General features: G+C 68.2%; 16 protein-coding genes and 2 pseudogenes. 10 read left to right on the forward strand and 8 right to left on the reverse strand.

The features are described from left to right. Together A6302_RS13690 and A6302_RS13695 are read left to right on the forward strand one after the other, a co-directional pair. Positions 1–553 (forward strand): BLUF domain-containing protein (locus A6302_RS13690; RefSeq protein ID WP_141703764.1); only part of this gene is annotated, 553 nt, incomplete at its 5' end. Positions 554–611: 58 nt separating this feature from the next. Next, positions 612–1,172: a BLUF domain-containing protein gene (locus A6302_RS13695; RefSeq protein WP_069307507.1), complete on the forward strand. Its 561-nt coding sequence runs from the start codon at positions 612–614 to the stop codon at positions 1,170–1,172. A gap of 43 nt (positions 1,173–1,215) precedes the next feature. Here A6302_RS13695 and A6302_RS13700 read toward each other — a convergent pair whose 3' ends face one another. From A6302_RS13700 to A6302_RS13720, 5 genes are all read right to left on the reverse strand, one after another. Then, positions 1,216–2,511: an NAD(P)/FAD-dependent oxidoreductase gene (locus A6302_RS13700; protein WP_069307508.1), complete on the reverse strand. Its 1,296-nt coding sequence runs from the start codon at positions 2,509–2,511 to the stop codon at positions 1,216–1,218. A 5-nt stretch (positions 2,512–2,516) separates the two neighbouring features. Beyond that, positions 2,517–3,908, reverse strand: a complete 1,392-nt coding sequence (locus A6302_RS13705) for an aspartate aminotransferase family protein (protein WP_069307509.1) — start codon at positions 3,906–3,908, stop codon at positions 2,517–2,519. A 184-nt stretch (positions 3,909–4,092) separates the two neighbouring features. Further along, positions 4,093–4,992: a mechanosensitive ion channel family protein gene (locus A6302_RS13710; protein WP_069307510.1), complete on the reverse strand. Its 900-nt coding sequence runs from the start codon at positions 4,990–4,992 to the stop codon at positions 4,093–4,095. Between the two features lie 401 nt (positions 4,993–5,393). Continuing rightward, positions 5,394–6,791: a glutamine synthetase family protein gene (locus tag A6302_RS13715; RefSeq protein ID WP_069307511.1), complete on the reverse strand. Its 1,398-nt coding sequence runs from the start codon at positions 6,789–6,791 to the stop codon at positions 5,394–5,396. Positions 6,792–6,942: 151 nt separating this feature from the next. Beyond that, positions 6,943–7,566 carry a GntR family transcriptional regulator gene (locus A6302_RS13720; protein WP_210183332.1) on the reverse strand — a complete coding sequence of 208 codons (624 nt, stop codon included), beginning with the start codon at positions 7,564–7,566 and terminating at the stop codon, positions 6,943–6,945. A gap of 678 nt (positions 7,567–8,244) precedes the next feature. On the opposite strand from A6302_RS13720, the pseudogene A6302_RS25385 reads away from it, so the two are divergent. The 7 genes and pseudogenes from A6302_RS25385 to A6302_RS13750 form a co-directional block, all read left to right on the forward strand. Beyond that, a pseudogene (locus tag A6302_RS25385) lies at positions 8,245–8,334 on the forward strand (hypothetical protein); the annotation flags it as partial. Positions 8,335–8,471: 137 nt separating this feature from the next. Next, on the forward strand, positions 8,472–9,287 hold the full coding sequence (locus tag A6302_RS13725; RefSeq protein WP_280939202.1) for a glutamine synthetase family protein: 816 nt from the start codon (positions 8,472–8,474) through the stop codon (positions 9,285–9,287). A 249-nt stretch (positions 9,288–9,536) separates the two neighbouring features. After that, the gene (locus tag A6302_RS13730) at positions 9,537–10,646 is read left to right on the forward strand and encodes a polyamine ABC transporter substrate-binding protein (RefSeq protein WP_069307512.1); all 1,110 of its coding nucleotides are present in this window, start codon (positions 9,537–9,539) and stop codon (positions 10,644–10,646) included. Between the two features lie 97 nt (positions 10,647–10,743). Further along, a complete protein-coding gene (locus A6302_RS13735) occupies positions 10,744–11,892 on the forward strand; it encodes an ABC transporter ATP-binding protein (RefSeq protein WP_069307513.1) in 1,149 nt (382 codons plus the stop codon). An 11-nt stretch (positions 11,893–11,903) separates the two neighbouring features. After that, positions 11,904–12,823, forward strand: a pseudogene (locus A6302_RS13740) (ABC transporter permease). Beyond that, positions 12,820–13,641: an ABC transporter permease gene (locus A6302_RS13745; protein WP_069307514.1), complete on the forward strand. Its 822-nt coding sequence runs from the start codon at positions 12,820–12,822 to the stop codon at positions 13,639–13,641. The pseudogene A6302_RS13740 and the gene A6302_RS13745 overlap by 4 nt, the downstream one beginning before the upstream one ends. A gap of 164 nt (positions 13,642–13,805) precedes the next feature. Further along, positions 13,806–15,257 carry a TrkH family potassium uptake protein gene (locus A6302_RS13750; RefSeq protein ID WP_083255771.1) on the forward strand — a complete coding sequence of 484 codons (1,452 nt, stop codon included), beginning with the start codon at positions 13,806–13,808 and terminating at the stop codon, positions 15,255–15,257. Between the two features lie 36 nt (positions 15,258–15,293). On the opposite strand, the gene A6302_RS13755 is transcribed toward A6302_RS13750, so the two are convergent. From A6302_RS13755 to A6302_RS13765, 3 genes are all read right to left on the reverse strand, one after another. Continuing rightward, positions 15,294–16,985 carry an ABC transporter permease gene (locus A6302_RS13755; RefSeq protein ID WP_069307516.1) on the reverse strand — a complete coding sequence of 564 codons (1,692 nt, stop codon included), beginning with the start codon at positions 16,983–16,985 and terminating at the stop codon, positions 15,294–15,296. Positions 16,986–17,073: 88 nt separating this feature from the next. Further along, positions 17,074–18,102 (reverse strand): Fe(3+) ABC transporter substrate-binding protein, encoded by a 1,029-nt coding sequence (locus A6302_RS13760; protein WP_069307517.1) that lies wholly within the window; start codon positions 18,100–18,102, stop codon positions 17,074–17,076. 285 nt (positions 18,103–18,387) lie between these two features. Next, entirely contained in the window at positions 18,388–19,857 is a 1,470-nt protein-coding gene (locus A6302_RS13765) for a PAS domain-containing sensor histidine kinase (protein ID WP_245294066.1), read from the reverse strand. Between A6302_RS13765 and A6302_RS24575 the strand changes: the two genes are divergently transcribed. Further along, positions 19,847–20,053: hypothetical protein (locus A6302_RS24575; protein ID WP_245294067.1), on the forward strand; the 207-nt coding region annotated here is incomplete at its 3' end. The genes A6302_RS13765 and A6302_RS24575 overlap by 11 nt on opposite strands.

Below are 20,053 nucleotides of genomic sequence, written 5' to 3' on the forward strand. Positions count from 1 at the left end.
TGATATGGGCCGGATCGCCAGGGAAGGAGAGGCGATGTATCTGTTCCGGGTCGTCTACTACAGCCGCAATGCGGTCAAGAAGCTCGGCCTGCCCTTTTCGGCGGAAATCCGCGCGATCATGTCGTCCTGCGCCCGGCACAACACGCCCGCGGGGCTGACCGGGGCGCTCGTCTTCAACGAGCAGTATTTCGCCCAGATCCTCGAAGGGTCCCGCAACGAGGTGTCGAAGGCGCTCTGGCGGATCGGTGCCGACCGGCGCCACGAGGACATGGTGATCATGGAGGCCGAGGCCGTGCCCTGCCGGCGCTTCGAGAACTGGTCGCTCGGCTACGTGGGCCACTCCGAGGACATGGACGCGCTCTACCTGAAATTCGGGATCACCGTCGGCTTCGACCCGGCCCGGATGACGGCGGCGAGCCTCGTCGGCTTCGTCTCCGAACTCGTCCGCCTCGGCGGCGGCGTGCGCCATCTGTCGGGCGGCGTTGCGCAGCCGGCGCTGCGCATGCCCGGCCGTGTGACTGCCGACGATGGGGTCGGCAGCGTCGCCAATTGAAGAAGAACACCGGCCCGGCCCGGGTGGATCCCGCTGCGGCCGAGAAACGAGGACTGCGATGTACCTGACCCGGTTCGTCTTCTACAGCGAGAATGTCGGCCTGAAGTCGGAGCGGCCGTCCGCCGAGCACATCAAGTCCATCCTTCTGTCCTGCAGCCGCTACACCTTCGCGTCCGGCATTTCCGGGGCGCTGATCTTCAACGAATCCTGGTTCGTGCAGGTGATGGAGGGCGAGCGCGGCCTGACCACGCGGTCGATGCTCTCGCTCGTCCAGGATCCCCGGCACCGGGCGCCGGTGCTGATCCGGGCGGCCTCCGTCGACGAACGGCGGTTTCCGGGCTGGACGGTGGGCTACGCCGGGCATTCGGAGGCGATCGACGCGCTCTACCTGCGCCACGGCATCGTTTCCGGCTTTCATCCGGTCGGCATGACCGCCGACAGCGTGGAAAACCTGCTCGCCGACATGGCAAGCCTCAACAGTCCCTTCGTGCTGCGAAGCCGCCCCGCCACGCCGGTGGCGGCCTCTCCGGCGCCGCTGCATCCGTCACCGGCCGGCGAGCGCGGCGAGATCATCCGGGTCCGGCCGACGCTGCCCGGCAAACCGGGCCTCGCCGGCTAGGCGCGTGTCGCTGTCGGTCGTCTCCCGCGGCACCTGACCGGGATCACAGCCTGTCCAGCAGCGCAAACCAGCTCATCGCCGCGATCTGCGTCGGCAGGCGCAGCCAGCGGCCGCCGGGAAACGGCGGGCAGGGCAGGGCGGCGAAAGCGTCGAAACGCTCGCTGACGCCGGCGATCGCCTCGGCGAGGATGTGCCCGGCATAGGGCGCCATCATCACCCCCTGTCCCGAATAGCCGGCGGCGACCCAGACATTGGGCTTCGGCCGGCGCACGTAGGGCAGGCGGTTGACCGTGATGCCGAGCGTGCCGCCCCAGGCGTGGCTGATGCGCACGTCCTTCAGGCGCGGATAGATCTTCGTCATGTGCCGGCGCACGAAGCCGGCGACATCGCCCGGATAGGTCGAGCCGAAGGTCTCGCCGCCCCCGAACAGGAGCCGTCCGTCCGGCGTCTTGCGCCAATAGTAGACGACGAAGCGGGAATCGGCGGCGGCCTCGTCGCCGGGCAGGATGGCGTCGCCCTCGGACTCCAGCGGCTCGGTGGTCAGGATGAAGTTGTTCAGCGGCAGGATCCGCGCCTCGGTGTCGGCGTCGAGGCCGGCGAGATAGCCGTTGCCGGCCAGCACCAGCGTGTCGGCCACGACGCGGCCCGCGGCCGTGGTGAGCGTCACCTTGCCGCCATGCTCCACCTGAAGAGCGCGGCTGTCCTCGAAGATCCGGGCGCCGGCGGCAGTGGCGGCCCGGGCAAGGCCGAGTAGGAACTTCAGCGGATGCAGGTGGCCGCCGGTCGGATCGATGGCGGCCCCATGGTAGGCGTCGGTGCCGAGCGCGGCCGCCGCCTCCGCGCGGTCGAGGATCCGGTAGGGGCCGAGGCCCCAGACGCCGGACAGCCGTTCGGCATGGGCCTTCGCCCCGTCGACATCGCGGGCGCGGTGCACCGCTTCGATCAGCCCCGGACGGAAGTCGCAGTCGATGCCGTGGCGGGCGATGAGACCCAGCTGGTGCTGCCGGGCCTCCTCGGCAAAGGCGACGAGGCGGCGCGCCGCCGGCTCGCCCAGCCGCGCGGCCATCCAGTCCGGATCGCGGCGCTGGCCGGGATGGATCTGGCCGCCGTTGCGGCCCGAGGCGCCCCAGCCGACCTTGTTGGCCTCCACCACCGCCACGTCATAGCCGCGTTCGGCCAGCCGCAGCGCGGTGGCAAGGCCGGTGTAGCCGGCGCCGACCACCACCACGTCGGCCCGCGTCTCGCCCTCAAGGCGCGGGAAGGCCGGCAGCGGACCGGCCGAGGCGGCATACCAGGACGGGGCATGGGCCGCGCCGCCATGTTCGGGCATCAGTGCCATGGTGGTCAGCCCATCATCCCCTGCCGCGTCAGCTCGGCATGGGTGTCGTCAAGGGTCTTCTCGGTGAGGCGCACCAGTTCGTCGGCCTCCGCGTGGGTGATCACCAGCGGCGGCGAGATGATCATGGAATCGCGCACCGCCCGCATCACCAGCCCGTTCCTGAAGGAAAAATCGCGGCAGATCGTGCCGGCCCGGCCGGCATCGCCGGCAAAGCGCCGCCGTGCCGGACTGGAGGGCACCAGCTCCAGCGCGCCCATCAGGCCGATCATCCGCGCCTCGCCCACCAGCGGATGGCCGGCGAGCGCGGCCCACTTCTTCTGGAGATAGGGGCCGATGTCGTCCGCCACCCGTTCGACGATCTTCTCGTCGCGCAGGATGGTGAGATTGGCGATCGCCGCCGCGCAGGCCACCGGATGGCCCGAGTAGGTGAAGCCGTGGTTGAAGTCGCCGGTGGCGTTGACCAGCACGTCGGCGATCCGGTCGGCGACCATCACGCCGCCGATCGGCAGATAGCCGGAGGAGAGTCCCTTGGCGATCGGCATCAGGTCGGGCTCGATACCGAAATGCTCCGATCCGAACCATTTTCCCAGCCGCCCGAATCCGCAGATCACCTCGTCGGCCACCAGCAGGATCTCGCGCTCCTTGCAGATGCGTGCGATTTCCGGCCAGTAGGTCTCCGGCGGAATGATCACGCCGCCGGCGCCCTGTACCGGCTCGGCGATGAAGGCGGCAACCTTGTCCTCGCCGATCTCGTCGATCGCCGCTTCCAGCTCCTGCGCCGCCTTCAGTCCGAACTCGGCCGGCGACAGGTCTCCGCCCTCGTCGAACCAGTAGGGCTGGGCGATGTGGTGGATGCCCGGGATCGGCAGGCCGCCCTGTTTGTGCATCGGCGCCATGCCGCCGAGGCTGGCGCCCGCCATCGTCGAGCCGTGGTAGGCGTTCTTGCGGGCGATGATGACGGTCTTCTCCGGCTTTTCCAGCGTCTGCCAGTAGGTGCGCACCATGCGCATCACCGTGTCGTTGGATTCCGACCCGGAGCCGGTGAAGAACACGTGGTTGAAGGCCGGCGGGGCGAGGTCGGCCAGCATGCCGGCGAGCTTGATCACCGGCGGATGGGTCGTCTTGAAGAAGGTGTTGTAGTAGCTGAGCTCGCCCATCTGCGCGGCGACGGCCTCGGCGATTTCCGGCCGGCCGTGGCCGACGTTGACGCACCAGAGGCCGGCCATGCCGTCGAGGATGCGGTTGCCGTCGCTGTCCTCCAGCCAGCAGCCCTTCGCCCGCACGATCACCCGCGACCCTTCGGCGTTGAGCGACTTCATGTCGGAGAAGGGATGCAGGTGGTGGGCGGCGTCGAGCGCGCGCAGCGGTGCGGTGGGATAGACGTTCGAGACGGTCATGACGGCAGGGCCTCTTCGGGACGATCGTCGCCGGCCGCGAGGCGGCCCGGCGCTGACGGGATGGGGACGGCAATGGCAGATCGCGGCGCGGTGCCGCCGACGGACAGGCGCCGTCGTCGGCGGCCGGGGGCCGCGGGGTCAACAAGCTGGATGACCGGGTCCGCCATCGCGTCTCCTGTCCTCCTCAGTGCCGGCGCCGCGCCGCGGCGACCACGGGCGGGCGGTAGACGGCAAGGCGCGACGGGTCGGCGTCCGGCGGCACGGTGCGCGTCACCTGAACCGGCGCCTGCGCGGCATCGGGGCCACTCACCGCGTCCACCGCCGCGGCGATGATCGAGCGCTGCACCTCGGCAAAGGTCGTCGCCGAGGTCCAGAAGCGCGCGGTGAGGTTGGTGCCGGCCCCGGTGAAGCCATCGACGAACACCAGCGGCTCCGGCTCGGCCAGCACCCGGTCATCGGCGCCGATCAACCCCTTGAGACGCTGGGCAGCAATCGCGATATCGCCGCCCTTCGGCACGGTGGTGACGACGGTCACCATGCGGCGGCCGTTGCGGCTGTGGTTGCGCAGCGCCACGTTCCAGATCGCCGAATTCGGCGCGAGCACGTAGATGCCGTCGAAGGTCTCCAGCTCGCAGACGAACAGGCCGATCTCCTTCACGGTGCCGGCAACGGCGCCGACCTCGATATAGTCGCCGACCTTGAACGGCCGCAGCCACAACAGCATGACGCCGGCGGCGATGTTGGTCAGCGTGCCCTGCAGGGCCAGACCGACGGCAAGACCGGCGGCGCCGATGATCGCGAGCAGCGAGGTCGTCTGGACCCCGAGCTGGCCGAGCGACAGCACCACGGCGAGGATGACCACCGCATAGCGCACCACCGCGGCGATCACCGGTCGCACGGTGGCATCCACATGCGGCGTGCGGCTGAACAGCCCGCTCACCCCGCGCGACAGCCAGCGCGAGGCGAACAGGCCGATCGTCAGGATCAGGGCCGCCGCGATCAGGCGCGGCAGGAAGGTCACGGCCCAGGCGATCAGCGTCGCGGCCAGCGTGTCGAGTTCCTGCGGGGAAAGGTTGATGTCCATGAATGAGACCTTCAAGAGCGGGAGAGGGCAGACGCTGCGGTGCAGCCAGGCACGCACCCTTAACCGTCCACCCTGCCGGGAGGTTCACCTCCTCCGCCCGCTGCTCCTTTCATGACTGTCCAGCCCCGAGCATCAGATCGCCCGTCGGCCGCACCTAGTGTTCTTGCGGTGACCTTTCGGTCGTCATTCCGGCAACGACGGCTCCAGGCCCTTGGTTGTCATCCCCGGCGAGCCTCGCGAAGCGAGGGGAGGGAAGGGGATCCAGAAGCCGGCCACGGCATTCGGTCGCTGCCTTCTGGATCCCCTTCCCCTCCGCGCCTGCGGCGCTCCGGCCGGGGATGACAACGAGTTCCATCATGTCGAAACCCATGGCTCCGTCATGGACTGAGCCTGCATCCCCCTCACACGCTCAGCAGCAGATACTCCCGTTCCCACGACGAGATCACCCGCATGAAGGTCTCGTATTCGGTCTGCTTGATCGCGCGGTAGGTGTGGACGAAGGACTTGCCGAAGATGTCGGCGAGTTCCTCGGTCTCCTCGAACAGCGCCACCGCCTCGAGCAGGCCGCGCGGCAGGGTGTGGGGCAGGCCGCGGGCGGAGCCCTCGATCGGGTCTTCCGGCGACAGGCCGTTCTCGATGCCGATGAAGCCGCAGGCGAGCGAGGCGGCCATGGCGAGATAGGGGTTGGAATCCGACGACGGCACGCGGTTTTCCACCCGGCGCGCCTGCGGCCCGGAGTTGGGCACGCGGATGCCGACCGTGCGGTTGTCGTAGCCCCAGTGGACGTTGATCGGCGCCGCCGTGTTGCGGGCGAGGCGCCGGTAGGAGTTCACGTAAGGGGCCAGCATGCACATCACCGCCGGCAGGTACTTCTGCTGGCCGGCGATGAAGGAGAAGAATTCCTTGGTCGGATTGCCTTCGGCGTCGGAGAAGATGTTGCGGCCGGTTTCCTCGTCGATCACCGACTGGTGGATGTGCATCGCCGAACCCGGCTCGCGCGACATCGGCTTTGCCATGAAGGTTGCATACATCTTGTGCTTGAGCGCCGCCTCGCGGATCGTCCGCTTGAGCAGGAACACCTGGTCGGCGAGCTGGACCGCATCGCCGTGCCGCAGGTTGATCTCCATCTGCGCCGCGCCCTCCTCGTGGATGAGCGTGTCGATCTCGAGGCCCTGCGCTTCCGAGAAGTCGTAGATGTCGTCGAACAGGTCGTCGAACTCGTTGACCGCCTGGATCGAATAGGACTGGCGCCCGCTCTCGGGCCGGCCCGAGCGGCCGACCGGCGGCTCCAGCGGATAGTCCGGGTCCGGGTTCGGCTTGACGAGATAGAATTCCATCTCGGGGGCCACCACCGGCCGCCAGCCGTTGCGGTCGTAGAGGTTGAGGATGCGGCGCAGGAGCTGGCGCGGCGCGATCTCCACCGGCCGCCCGTCGCGGGTGTAGGCGTCGTGGATCAGCTGCGCGGTGGGGTCCGACGCCCAGGGCACCACGGCAAGCGTGGAGAAGTCCGGCCGCAGCATGATGTCGCCGTCGGTCGGATCATACTGGAAATGGTCGTCCTCGTCGGGCATCTCGCCGGAAATGGTCTGGGCGAACAGCGAGGCCGGCAGCGACATCACCGGACTGGCGAAGAACTTGTCGGCCGGCATCAGCTTGCCGCGCGCAACACCAGCCTGATCCGGTACCACGCATTCGATGTCCTCGATGCCGCGGGCGGCCAGCCACTGCCGCGCCTCCTCGAGCGAGGAGACGCCGCGGAGGCCCTGTCGGGACTGGTCGTTGTGCTGTTCGTCGGTCATGATGGTCTTCTTGCGAGGGGCCGATTGCGAGGGGTCGGAGCGGACTTCCGGAGCCACGGCGTCGATTGATGCCATTTGTGATCACAAATCCGGCCATTGTCAAACCGTCGGCCGCGTGGTTCCAGAGCGCAGGATTACCGCAAACCGGCGCTCACGTCGTCCCCGCGGCGCCGATTCCCTCGCCGATCAGCTGCATGCCCTCGGCAATGTCGGCGCGGATCGCCGCCCGGAGGGCCGCGGCGTCACGCGCGCCGATGGCGGCGATCGCCTGCTTGTGATGGTCGACCAGCATCCGCGTGCCGACCCGGCCGTAGACCATGCGCATGAACGGGCCGAACTGCAGCCAGACGCTTTCCACCAGCGGCAGCAGCACCTCCGAGCCGGCGGCCTCGTAGATCGCGAAGTGGAAGGCGTGGTTGAGGCGCATGTAGGCCTCAACGTCGCCATTTCCGAGGCTGGCGTCGATCTCGTCATCGAGCGCCTGAAGCCGGCGCACGTCGGCCTTGCCCAGAAACGGCAGGGCGAGCACCGCCACCTGCGGCTCCAGCAGCATCCGTGCGTCGAGGATCTCGCCGAACTTGCGGTCGGTCATGCGCGGCACGGCGACGCGGCCGCTGACCGACACGTCGAGCGCATTCTCGGCGGCAAGGCCGCGGATCGCCTCGCGCACCGGCATCGGGCTGGTGCCGAGTTCCTCGGCCAGCCCGCGCAGCGTCACCGACCGGCCGGGCTGGATGCGGCCGATGATCAGCGCCTCGCGCAGGGCAAGGCTCACCTGGCTGCGGATATTGGGTGCACGGGTGCCGGGGCCTGCCGGGCCGGAGGTGCGCGCCGTAGGCGCATGCGGCCCGGAACCGGGACCGACAGGATTATCCCCGGCGTCCGCTGTGGTGGATGCGGCTCGTCTCGCGGCCATCGGGCCTGTTCCTTCGCAAGAGCGGTTGCCCCGTGAAGGGATTTGTGATCACTTAATTGCAGCATTTGCAAGGGCGATGATGCGGTGAGGGGCAGGGCCCCCGACGCGACGGTGCCGGGATGACATCCCGGGTGTGCGATGTGCCGCGAGGATGCGGGGCGCCATGCCCGCCCGGCGCCGTCCGTCGAAGAGCATGAGGACATCTTGGGCCGTGCGCTGACAGACAATCCGATCGACGACGAAGTCACCCGGTTCCTGCGCTCCCATCCGGAGATCGAGGGCGTCGAGTTCCTCGTCAGCGACACCAACGGCGTGCTGCGCGGCAAGTGGGCCCCGCCCCAGAGTCTGGCCAAGGCCGCCAGCGTCGGCGTCAACTTCCCGCTGTCCGTGTTCGGCCTCGACGTCTGGGGCCGCGAAGTGGCCGACACCGGCCTTCATGTCCACACCGGCGACCGCGACGGCTTCTGCCGCATTGCTCCGGGCTCGCTCAGGATCGTGCCCTGGGCGCGGCGGCCGACGGCGCAGGCGATCCTGACCATGCAGACCGAGGCCGGCGTGCCCTTCCTCGGCGATCCGCGCCAGCAGCTGCGCGCGGCGATCGAGCGACTGGCGGCGCTCGGCCTGCGCGCCGTCGCCGCCTTCGAGCTGGAATTCTACCTGCTCGATCCCGCCTCCGAGCGCAGCGACGGCCTGCCCGCCGTGCTCTGCGGCGCGCCGGGTCCGAGCGGCTGCCCGAGCGCCAGAACGTCTACGGCCTGTCGGACCTGTCGGCCTACGGCGACCTCTTCACCGAGATCCGCACCGCGGGCCAGGTGCAGGGCCTGCCGGTCGACACCATCGTCTCGGAAGCCGCGCCCGGCCAGTTCGAGGTCAATCTCAAGCATCGCTCCGACGCCTTCGCCGCCGCCGACGACGCGGTGATGCTGCGCCGGCTGATCGGCGAGATCGCGCGCAAGCACGGCCTGCGCGCCAGCTTCATGGCCAAGCCTTTCATCGAGCGCGCCGGCAACGGCATGCATGTCCACGTCAGCCTGGTCGACGGCGAGGGCCGCAACGTCTTTGCCCATCCGGTGGAGGGCGAGCGGCGGCTCGGGTCGGCGGTGGCCGGGCTGGTCGAGGCGATGGTGCCCTCGACGCTGCTGTTCGTGCCGACATGGAACGGCTTCCGGCGCCTGCAGCCCGGTTCCTACGCACCGACCAAGGCCAGCTGGGGTCACAACAATCGTTCGGTTGCCGTGCGCGTGCCGGCGTCGGAGGCCGCGGCCCGGCGCGTCGAGCATCGAATCGCCGGCGCCGACGCCAATCCCTATCTCGTGCTGGCCGCCGTGCTCGGCGCCATGGCCGACGGGCTGGAGCGCGCCGCAACCCCGCCGCCGGCGACCGACATCGATGCTTATGCCGCCCCGGCCCCGGTCCTGCCGGCGACGATGGACGAGGCAATCCGTCTGTTCGAGCGCTCGGACTTCGTCCGCCGCTCCTTCGGCGTCGAATACAGAAAGCTGTTCGCCGCCGTGAAGAAGGCGGAGATGGCCGCCTTCCGTGCGGAAATCTCGCCGCTGGAGCGATCGACCTATCTTTGACGCGATGCCTTTGCCTGCGCGCCGCCGGGTGAAGGGCGCGCGGAGCGGAATCCGAGCCGGAAACCAAAAAAGAGGGTTGAAAGACCGCGCATTGATCGTGCCTACTGGATGGGCAACGTCAGCCGGCCGAGGCTTCGCGGTTCGCCGCGATACGGCTGGAAATCTGCCTCTCGGCGCAAGGTCTTGCCCGCGAGGCCCCGAACGAGATGGCGGTCCCCCGTGCCGCCGGAACAGACGAGGTGAACACGCATGCGTCCTTCCCTGAAATCCGTCGTCGCCGCGAGCATCGGGGGCCTCCTGTGCGCCTTCGCCTTCGCCGGCGCGGCGTCCGCCGCCGACCGGGTGGTCAACGTCTTCAACTGGTCCGACTATATCGGCGAAGAGACGCTTGCGAACTTCGAGAAGGAAACCGGCATCAAGGTCGTCTACGACGTCTTCGATTCCAACGAGGTGCTCGAGACCAAGCTGCTGGCCGGCGCCACCGGCTATGACGTGGTCGTGCCGACCGGCACCTTCCTCGCCCGGCAGATCCAGGCCGGCGTGTTCCAGAAGCTCGACAAGTCCAAGCTGCCGAACCTCCAGTACCAGTGGCCCGACATCGCCGAGCGGCTGGCCAAGTACGACCCCGGCAACGAGCATGCCGTCAACTACATGTGGGGCACGACCGGTCTTGGCTACAACGTCAAGAAGATCGCCGAGATCATGCCGGACGCGCCGGTCACCAGCCTGAAGATGCTGTTCGACCCGGCGATCGCCGAGAAGTTCGCCGGCTGCGGCATCCAGGTGCTCGACGCGCCGGACGAGATGATCCCGGCCGCGCTCGCCTATCTCGGCAAGGAGCCCGACTCCAAGGCCCCCGAAGACGTCGAGGCCGCCGGCGAGGTGCTGAAGGCGATCCGCCCGTTCATCCAGAAGTTCAATTCGTCAGAATACATCAACGCGCTGGCCAACGGCGACATCTGCCTTGCCTTCGGCTGGTCGGGCGACATCCTCCAGTCGCGCGACCGCGCGGCCGAAGCCAACAACGGCGTCGAGATCGCCTATTCGATCCCGACCGAAGGCGCGCTGATGTGGTTCGACAACATGGCGATCCCCGCCGACGCCCCGCATCCGGAAGAGGCGCTGATCTTCATCAACTACATGATGGATCCGAAGGTCGCCGCGGCCAACTCCAACTACGTCTTCTACGCCAACGGCAGTCTCGGTTCGCAGGAGTTCCTCGATGCCGAGGTGAAGGACGACACGGCGATCTATCCGACCGCCGAGAGCGTCAAGAACCTCTACACGGTCACGCCCTGGGATCCGAAGGCACAGCGCATCCTGACCCGGACCTGGACCGCGGTGAAGACCGGGTCCTGACACGAGATGACCGTGCCGCCCGGGAGCGATCCCGGGCGGTGCCGCTTTGCAGGCAGAGAACGGAAGCGGGCGATTTCAGCAAGACATCGAGGGGCAGATGGCGAAGACACTCGGGCCGGTCAAGCGTTCCTTCGCGCCGTGGAATGATCCCGCCGCGAAGCCCTACATCCAGTATCAGGGCATCACCAAGCGCTTCGGCGATTTCGTCGCGGTGAAGGATCTCGATCTCACCATCTACGAGCGCGAGTTCTTCGCGCTGCTCGGCCCCTCCGGCTGCGGCAAGACCACGCTGATGCGCATGCTCGCCGGCTTCGAGGAGCCGACGGAAGGCCGCATCCTCCTCGACGGCCAGGACATGGCGGGCATCCCGCCCTACCGCCGCCCGACCAACATGATGTTCCAGTCCTACGCCCTGTTCCCGCACATGGACGTCACCGAGAACATCGCCTTCGGCCTCAAGCAGGACAAGCTTCCCAAGGGCGAGATCGACGCCCGCGTCCAGGAGATGCTGAAGCTCGTCAAGCTCGAGCCCTTCGCCAAGCGCAAGCCGCACCAGATGTCCGGCGGCCAGCGCCAGCGCGTCGCGCTCGCCCGCTCGCTGGCCAAGCGCCCCAAGGTGCTGCTGCTCGACGAACCGCTCGGCGCGCTCGACAAGAAGCTGCGCGAGGAAACCCAGTTCGAGCTGACCGACCTCCAGTATGAGCTCGGCATGACCTTCATCATCGTCACCCACGACCAGGAGGAGGCGATGACGCTCGCCGACCGGATCGCGGTGATGGACAAGGGCAAGATCGTGCAGGTCGCGACCCCGGCCGAGATCTACGAGGAGCCGAACACCCGCTATGTCGCCGACTTCATCGGCAACATCAACATCCTCGACGCCGGCGTCACCGCCAGCAGCGCCGACGCGACGAAGCTCACCGTCCCCGGCATCCCCGCGGCGATCGAGGTGTCGCGTGCCTGTCCGGCCAGCGTCGGCGACGCGGCCTTCTTCGCGATCCGTCCGGAGAAGATGCACATCTCGCTCGACCGTCCGGTCGAGACCACGGTCAACGCCCTGCAGGGCGAGATCTGGGACATCGCCTATCTCGGCGACGTGTCGATCTACCATGTGCGGCTGGACAACGGCTCGGTGGTCAAGGCGACCGTGACCAACGCCACCCGCCTCGTCGAACGGCCGATCACCTGGCACGACAAGGTGTGGCTGACATTCGCCCGCGACGCCGGCCTGGTGCTCACCGCCTGAGGGAGGAAGCGATGTCCGATCCTGCCGGGGCGACCCCGAACCGATACTCCCGCTACCTCGTGGTGGCGGTGCCCTACATCTGGCTGCTGGTCTTCTTCCTGGCGCCCTTCCTGATCATCTTCAAGATCTCGCTGTCGACGACAGCGATCGCGATGCCGCCCTACACGCCGGCCTTCGACGGGCTGACGAACTTCTGGGACAATGTCAGCGAACTCACCTTCGACAACTACATCTGGCTCACTGAGAATTCGCTCTACCTGCGGGCCTATCTCTCCAGCATCAAGATCGCGCTGATTTCCACGGTGCTCCTGCTGATGGTCGGCTATCCGATGCCTACGGCATGGCCAAGGCGCCGATGTCGATCCGGCCGATGCTGATGATGATGGTGATCCTGCCGTTCTGGACCTCCTTCCTCATCCGCGTCTACGCCTGGATCGGCATCCTGAAGCCCGAGGGCCTGCTCACGGTCGCCCTGCAGGCGATCGGCATCCTGGGGCCGGACGAGCAGGTGCGCATCATCAACACCGAGTGGGCGGTCTACATCGGCATCGTCTATTCCTACCTGCCCTTCATGATCCTGCCGCTCTACGCGGCGCTGGAGAAGCTCGACGGCACGCTGCTGGAAGCGGCGCAGGATCTCGGCTGCCCCCCGCTGAAATCCTTCTGGGTGATCACCTTCCCGCTGTCGCTGCCGGGCGTGATTGCCGGCACCTTCCTGTGCTTCATCCCGATCATGGGCGAGTTCGTCATTCCCGACCTTCTCGGCGGCTCGGAGACGCTGATGATCGGCCGCACGCTGTGGACGGAGTTCAACTCCAACCGCGACTGGCCGCTCGCCGCGGCGGTCGCCGTCGTCCTCCTCCTCATCCTGGTGGTGCCGATCGTGCTCTTCCAGAATCAGGTCGCCCGGTCACAGGAGCAGGGCCGATGAACACCCGCCTCACCTGGTTCAACGCCACCTCGCTCACCCTCGGCTTCCTGTTCCTCTACGTGCCGATCCTGCTGCTGGTGGTGTTTTCCTTCAACGAATCGCGGCTCGTCACCGTCTGGGCCGGCTTCTCCACGAAATGGTATGTGGAGATGTGGAACAACCAGGGCCTGATGGACGCCGCCTGGGTGACGATCCGCATCGGCCTGATGACGGCGACCATCGCCACCGTGCTCGGCACCCTCGGCGCGCTGGCGCTCAACCGCTTCACGCGCTTTCCGGGCCGCACGCTGTTCTCCGGCATGATCTACGCGCCGCTGGTGATGCCGGACGTGATCACCGGCCTGTCGCTGCTGCTGCTGTTCGTGGCGATGAACTTTGCCCGCGGCTTCTGGACCGTGCTGCTCGCCCACATCACCTTCTCGATGTGCTACGTGGCCGTGGTGGTCCAGTCGCGGCTGGTCACCTTCGACCGGTCGATGGAAGAGGCGGCCCAGGACCTCGGCTGCCCGCCGGTCCGCACCTTCTTCAAGATCACCCTGCCGCTGATCCTGCCGGCGGTGGTGGCCGGCTGGATGCTGGCGCTGACCCTTTCGCTCGACGATCTGGTCATTTCCAGCTTCGTCTCCGGCCCCGGCGCCACCACGCTGCCGATGAAGATCTACAGCCAGGTGCGGCTCGGCGTGACGCCGGAGATCAACGCGATCTCGACGATCCTGATCGGCATCGTCACCGCCGGCGTCATCGTCGCCTCGCTGATGACCCGCCGCGCGGAGATCGAGCGCAAGCGGGCCGAACGGCTGGCGGCCGCGACGCCCTGAGACCGGGCACGTGCCGCCGTCCCTCCTTTGCCAGGGGAGGGGCCGCCGCTCGGGAGGGTTCCGGGCGGCGACTGTTGCCTTCCCGTGACTGACAAGGCGACGGCGATGCCCTAAGACTGGCTCCCGGCCCGCCGGTCGCACCGGCCCGATCGGGGACACGCCCTTTGGTCATCGACTTTCGACCCGTCCTGTTCATCATCGGCGTCCTGACGTCGACCTTCGGACCGCTGCTGCTGCTCTGCGCGCTGGTCGATCTGGCGGCGGGCAATCCCGACTGGCAGACCTTCGTCATCACCGCCATGCTGGTGATGGGCTGCGGCGTGCTGCTCTCGGTGGCCCACTGGGGGGCGCCGCTGAAGCTGTCGCTGCGGCAGGGCTTCATGCTGACCGTGCTGTCCTGGGTCGCCCTCAGCCTCGTCGGCGCGCTGCCGCTGTATTTTTCCGACTACGGCATCTCGTTCACGGATGCCGTCTTCGAATCGGTGTCGGGCATCACGACGACGGGCTCCACGGTGCTGGTCGGCCTTGATGACATGGCCCCGGGCCTGCTGATGTGGCGCGGCCTGCTCAACTGGGTCGGCGGCCTCGGCGTGATCGCCATGGGCATCATCCTGCTGCCGTTCCTGCGCATTTCCGGCATGCAGCTGTTCAAGATGGAAAGCTCCGACGTCGGCAACAAGGCGACGGCCCGGATCGTCGACATGGTCCGCCAGATCGCCTTCGTCTACGTCGGCTTCACGGCGGCCTCGGTCATGCTGCTGCTGCTCGGCGGCGTCAGCTTCCTCGACGCCGTGGTCCATTCCTTCGCGGCCATCGCCACCGGCGGCTTCTCCACCCACGATGCCTCGATCGGCTGGTTCCAGAGCTATTATGTGGAGGCCGTGCTGGTCACCGGCATGCTGATCGGCAGCCTGACCTTCCCGCTGATGATCCAGGTGTTCCACGGCCGGCCGCGCCTGCTGTTCACCGACGAGCAGACGGTGTTCTACCTGAAGCTCATCGCCTTCGTGGTCTTCGTCGTGTCCTTCTGGCGGATCGCCTCCACCGACGAGGAGCCGCTCGCCATCATCTGGTCGAGCCTGTTCAACATCGTCTCGGTGATCTCCACCACCGGCTTCGTCAGCGAGGACTATGTATCCTGGGGCGCCTTCCCGGAGACGGTGTTCATCATGATCACCCTGTTCGGCGGCTGCACCGGCTCCACCTCCGGCGGCCTCAAGGCCTTCCGCCTGCTGATCCTGCTCAAGGTGATGCACAACCAGCTGCTCACCCGGCTCCAGCCGCACCGGGTGGTGCGCGTCACCTACGGCGACCGGGTGGTCGACGACGAGGTCATCCGCTCGATTTCCGCCTTCGTGTGGATGACGCTGTTCGCGGTCGGCGTCTTCACCGTCCTGCTGTCGTCGACCGGCCTCGACTTCGTCACGTCGCTGTCGTCGGTGATGCAGGCGATCGCCAACGTCGGCCCGGGCATCGGCCCGGTGGTCGGTCCGGCCGGCAACTTCTCGTCCCTGCCGGATCTGGCCAAATGGGTGCTGAGCTTCTGCATGCTGCTCGGCCGTCTGGAGATCGTCGTGGTGATCGTCGTGCTGCTGCCGTCCTACTGGGATCGGTGAGCGCGCATCGGGTGCGGTCCGTGCGACGGGCGGCCCTCAGCCGGGGCCGCGGTCGCCGCCGCGAAAGCTGGTGCGGGCGAGCAGGATGATCGGCGCAAGGCCGACGATCACGATCATCAGCGCGGCCACCGCGCCGTCCTCGTAGGTGCCGCGCGCCGCTTCGCCGTAGACGTGGGTCGCCAGCGTCTCGAAATTGAACGGGCGCAGCAGCAGCGTGATCGGCAGTTCCTTCATGCAGTCGACGAAGACCAGCAGGGCGGCGGCGGTGATCGCCGGGCGCAGCATCGGCGCGTGAATCCGCCCGAGCAGCCGCACATGGCCGGCGCCAAGGCAGCGCGCCGCCGAATCGAGGCTCGGGCTGATCTTGGCAAGGCCGGCCTCGATGCCGCCGCTGGAGATGGCGAGGAAGCGGACCACGTAGGCGAGCACCAGCGCCGCGCCGCTGCCCGTGAGCAGCAGGCCGGTGGAGAGGCCGAGCAGCGAGCGCGCGGCGCCGTCGACCGCGTTGTCGAGGCTGGTCATCGGGATCAGCAGGCCGACCGCGAGCACGGTGCCGGGCACGGTGTAGCCGATGCCCGACAGGCGCACGAGCGCTCCCGACCAGCGGGCACGGGAGAAGCGGGCCGTATAGGCGACGACGAGGCCGACCGCGACCGCGACCAGCGTGGCCGCCAGCGCCGAGGTCACGCTGTTGGCGACCCAGGTGCCGAGATCGGCCGGCAGGCCGAAGGCGCGGATGCGCCGTGCCGCCTCGACGACAAGATAGGCGGTGGGCACCATGAAGCCGATCGCGACCGGCGCGACGCAGGCCAGGCAGGCAAGGGCGGCGCGCCCGCCGGCCAGATGCACCGGCGCCGCCTGATGCTGGCGCCCGCCGCGGCCGACGAAGCGCTGATGGCGCCGGCCGATCCGCTCGACCACGACCAGCGCGAACACGACGATCAGCATCAGGAGGGCGATCTGCGCCGCGCCCTCGATCGAGGAGCGGGTGACCCAGGTGGTGTAGATCGCGACCGTCAGCGTGCGCACGCCGAGGAATTCGGAGGCGCCGATGTCGTTGAGCGCCTCCATCAGGGCAAGCGACGTCCCGACCGCGATCGCCGGGCGGGCAAGCGGCAGCGCGACGGTGAGAAAGGTCCGCGCCGGTCCGCTGCCGAGCGTGCGCGCCACCTCGATCACGGTGGGCGACTGCATCATGAACAGCGCCCGCGCGGGCAGGTAGACATAGGGGTAGAGCACGAAGCCGAGCAGGAAGATCGCCCCGCCGAGCGAGCGGATCTCCGGAAACCAGAGATCCTGCGGGCTATCCAGGCCGAACAGCGCCCGAAGCGCCGTCTGCACCGGACCGACCGGGTGCATCACGTCGAGATAGGCATAGGCGAGGATGTAGGTCGGTACGCTGAGCGGCAGAAGCAGCGCCCATTCCAGGATGCGCCGGCCGGGGAACACGTAGCCGGCGATCAGCCAGGCGGCGCCGACGCCGATGGCGGCGACCATGACACCGACCCCGGCCAGCAGCAGCAGGCTGGTCCACAGGGCCGTGGGAATGACGTTGCGCAGGAGATGCGGCCAGAGATCGCCCGAGCCCTGCACCGCGAAATAGACGAGGCCGCCGACCGGGGTCAGCACCAGGAGGACGACGAGCAGCGAGAGGATGTCGAGACCACCGACGCTGGCAGGCCGGCGCAGGGGCCGGGTCGTCGCTTCGGGGTCGGCCGTCGTCGTCATTCTCGCTCGCTCATGCCTCCGCAGTCACGCGAAAGGGCGCCCGCAGGGGACGCCCTCCGCCGTATCGGTCCTGCCAGCCGGGCAGGGATCAGTTGTCGAAGCCGACCTCGTCGACGAGCAGGCTCGCGTCCTTGCGGTGCGCGGCGACCTCGGTCAGCGGCAGCGGGTCGATCTTCAGCGCGCCGAAGTCGGCGACGATCGGGTCGACGGGCGCGCCCGCCTTCACCGGATATTCGTAGTTGGCTTCGGCGTAAAGCTTCTGGGCCTCGTCGGAGACCATGAAGTCGAGCAGCTTCAGCGCATTTTCGCGGTTCGGGGCATTCTTGGCCATGGCGATGCCGGACACGTTGACGTGGCTGCCGGCGCCGTCCTTGAAGGTCGGCATGATCACCTTGATCGCCTCGCCCCAGGTCTTCTGCTCCTCGCCGCCGGCGCCCGAGCGCATCAGGCCGACATAGTAGGAGTTGGCGATGCCGATGTCGCAGATGCCGGCGAGGATGTCGCGGGCGACGTCACGGTCGCCGCCGCCGGCCTTGCGGGCAAGGTTGGCCTTGACGCCCTCGAGCCAGGCCTTGGCGGCCTCGGGGCCGTCCTTGGCGATCATCGCGGCGATCAGCGAGGTGTTGTAGGGGTGCTGGCCCGACCGGATGCAGACCTTGCCCTTCCACTTCGGGTCGGCGAGATCCTCGTAGGTCAGCGCCGTCTCGGTGACGCGGTCCTTGGAGGCATAGATCACCCGGGCGCGCATCGACAGCGCGAACCAGTGGCCGTCCTTGTCGCGCAGGCTCGCCGGGATCGCCGCGTCCAGCTCCTCCTGCTTGACCGGCTGGGTCAGGCCGCGGTCGACGAACTCGATCAGGTTGCCGTAGTCGACCACCGAGAGGATGTCGGCCGGAGAATTGGCGCCTTCCGCCTCGACGCGCTGCGCCAGACCGTCCTTGATGAAGATGGTGTTGACCGTGATGCCGGTCTCCTTGGTGAAGACCTCCAGCAGCGGCTGGATCAGGGCCGGCTCGCGGCTGGTGTAGACGTTGACTTCCTCGGCGGCGGCGGCGACGGCCGGCGTGAGGCCGAGGAGCACCGCCACGGCGGCGCTGCGGAAGGTCGAGGCAGACATGGTCGAAACTCCGTGTCGCGGGGGATGTCCCCGCTTCAAAAGGCTGAAGGAAGGCCGCTGGCGACCTCCGTTGACGGCCGGACTATAGATACAATCCGACACAGGTCAACAATTCGCCTGCCATATCAATTACTTAGTTAGAACAATCCCAATCTGGCGCCGGTTTGTCAAGTTTTCTCAAGGGAAAAGCTGAGGATTGCGCACGTCAATTGCCCCGCGCACGGCCGAGCCCTGCGTCGCAGACGCCGGGCAGAGAGGCCGCAGGACCCGGAACCGGGCTGCGGCCTACTCCGCGAGAACGCGTGTTGACGGAAATGTGACCTCGACGAGGGTGCCCTGGCCGACCGCGCTGTCGATCCGGAAATGCGCCCGGTTGGCTTCGACCAGCGCCTTGGTCAGCGGCAGGCCGAGGCCGGTGCCGCGCCCGGACCTTGCGGTCTGGAGCTGGCGGAACGGCTCCAGCGCCTTTTCCACGTCGGACGGGCTCATGCCGATGCCGGTGTCGCGCACGCGCATCGCCACCTCGCCGGTGTCCTCGTAGAGGGTCGAGACGATCACCTGGCCGCTCTGGGGCGTGAACTTGATGGCGTTCGACAGAAGGTTCAGCACGATCTGGCGCAGGCTGCGCTCGTCGGCGACCACATGCGGCACCGCGCTCGACAGGCTGGTGCGGATGATGATCCGCTCGCGGTTGGCCTGCGGCTGCATCAGCGCCACGCAGTCGCGCAGCACGTCGTTGACCGACACCGCCGCGAATGACAGGTCGAGCTTGCCGGCCTCGATCTTGGAGAGATCCAGCAGGTCGTTGACGAGGCTCATGATGTGGGTGCCCGACATGCGGATGTCGCGCAGGTATTCCTTGTAGCGGTCGTTGCCGATCGCACCGAAGCGTTCCTCCATCATCACTTCCGAGAAGCCGATGATGGCGTTGAGCGGGGTGCGGATCTCGTGGCTGATCCGGGCGAGGAATTCGGATTTCTGCGAGGACGCGTTTTCCGCCTGGCGCTTGGCGGAGGTGAGTTCCTCCTCCACGCGCTTCCAGTGGGTGATGTCGCGCAGGACGGCGCAGAACTTGTCGCCGCCGACCCGGCCCATGGTCATGAACAGCGGGATGTAGCCGCGACCGGCCACCGAGCCGATCACCTCGCGCCCGTCGTTGAGTACGCTGGCGACGCCGTTGCGGGTGAGGCCATCGAGATAGTCGAGGGCGCCGCGGTGGCTCTCGGGCGCCAGCAGATCGATCAGCCGGCGGCCGACGATCTCGCCGCGCTCGCGGCCGAACAGCGCCTCGGCCGAGCGGTTGCAGCCGATCACCCCGGCCTTGCCGTCGATCACCAGCACGCCGTCGGTGGCGGTGTCGAGGATGGCGTCGAGTTCGCCGAGCCGGTCCTCGAGCGCCCGCTCGCGGCTTTCGGCCGACAAGGCGGCGGCAGGGGCGGCAACGGGAGCGGCCGGCGCGACGACGCGCGGCGTGAACACCAGCATCGAGGCGGGCGCGCCGTCGTGCTGGATCGCATGGAGCGTCACGCCGACCGGCACCTCGCGGCCATCGGCCCGGCGGATGGCGGAGACATCCTGGCCGGCCTCGCTCACGCCGCCGGCAAAGGCGGTGGCGATGCCGCCGGCGGCGTCGAAGGCGGCGCGGTCGGCATATCCGAACAGGTCGAGGAAGGCGCGGTTGACGGTCAGCGCGTCGCCGGCGCGCAGGATCGCCAGCGGCAGCGGCAGGCGCTCGACGACGGAGATGTCCAGCACCGAGCCGATGCCCTCGACGATCCTCCTCTCGGCGGGTGGGCCCTCGGCTGGCCGGGTCGGCTTGCGCGTGGCCGGCGCCGGTCCGAACAGGGGCAGCGGCTGCGGCGCGGGGCGCATCCTCGCCGGCCTCCGGCGCCGGGCCGTCATAGCGGGCACCCAGCGCCTCGGCGATCTGGCGGAAGGCCTCGCGCTCGGG

The sequence above is a fragment of the Methylobrevis pamukkalensis genome, assembly GCF_001720135.1.
GTDB classification, from domain to species: domain Bacteria; phylum Pseudomonadota; class Alphaproteobacteria; order Rhizobiales; family Pleomorphomonadaceae; genus Methylobrevis; species Methylobrevis pamukkalensis.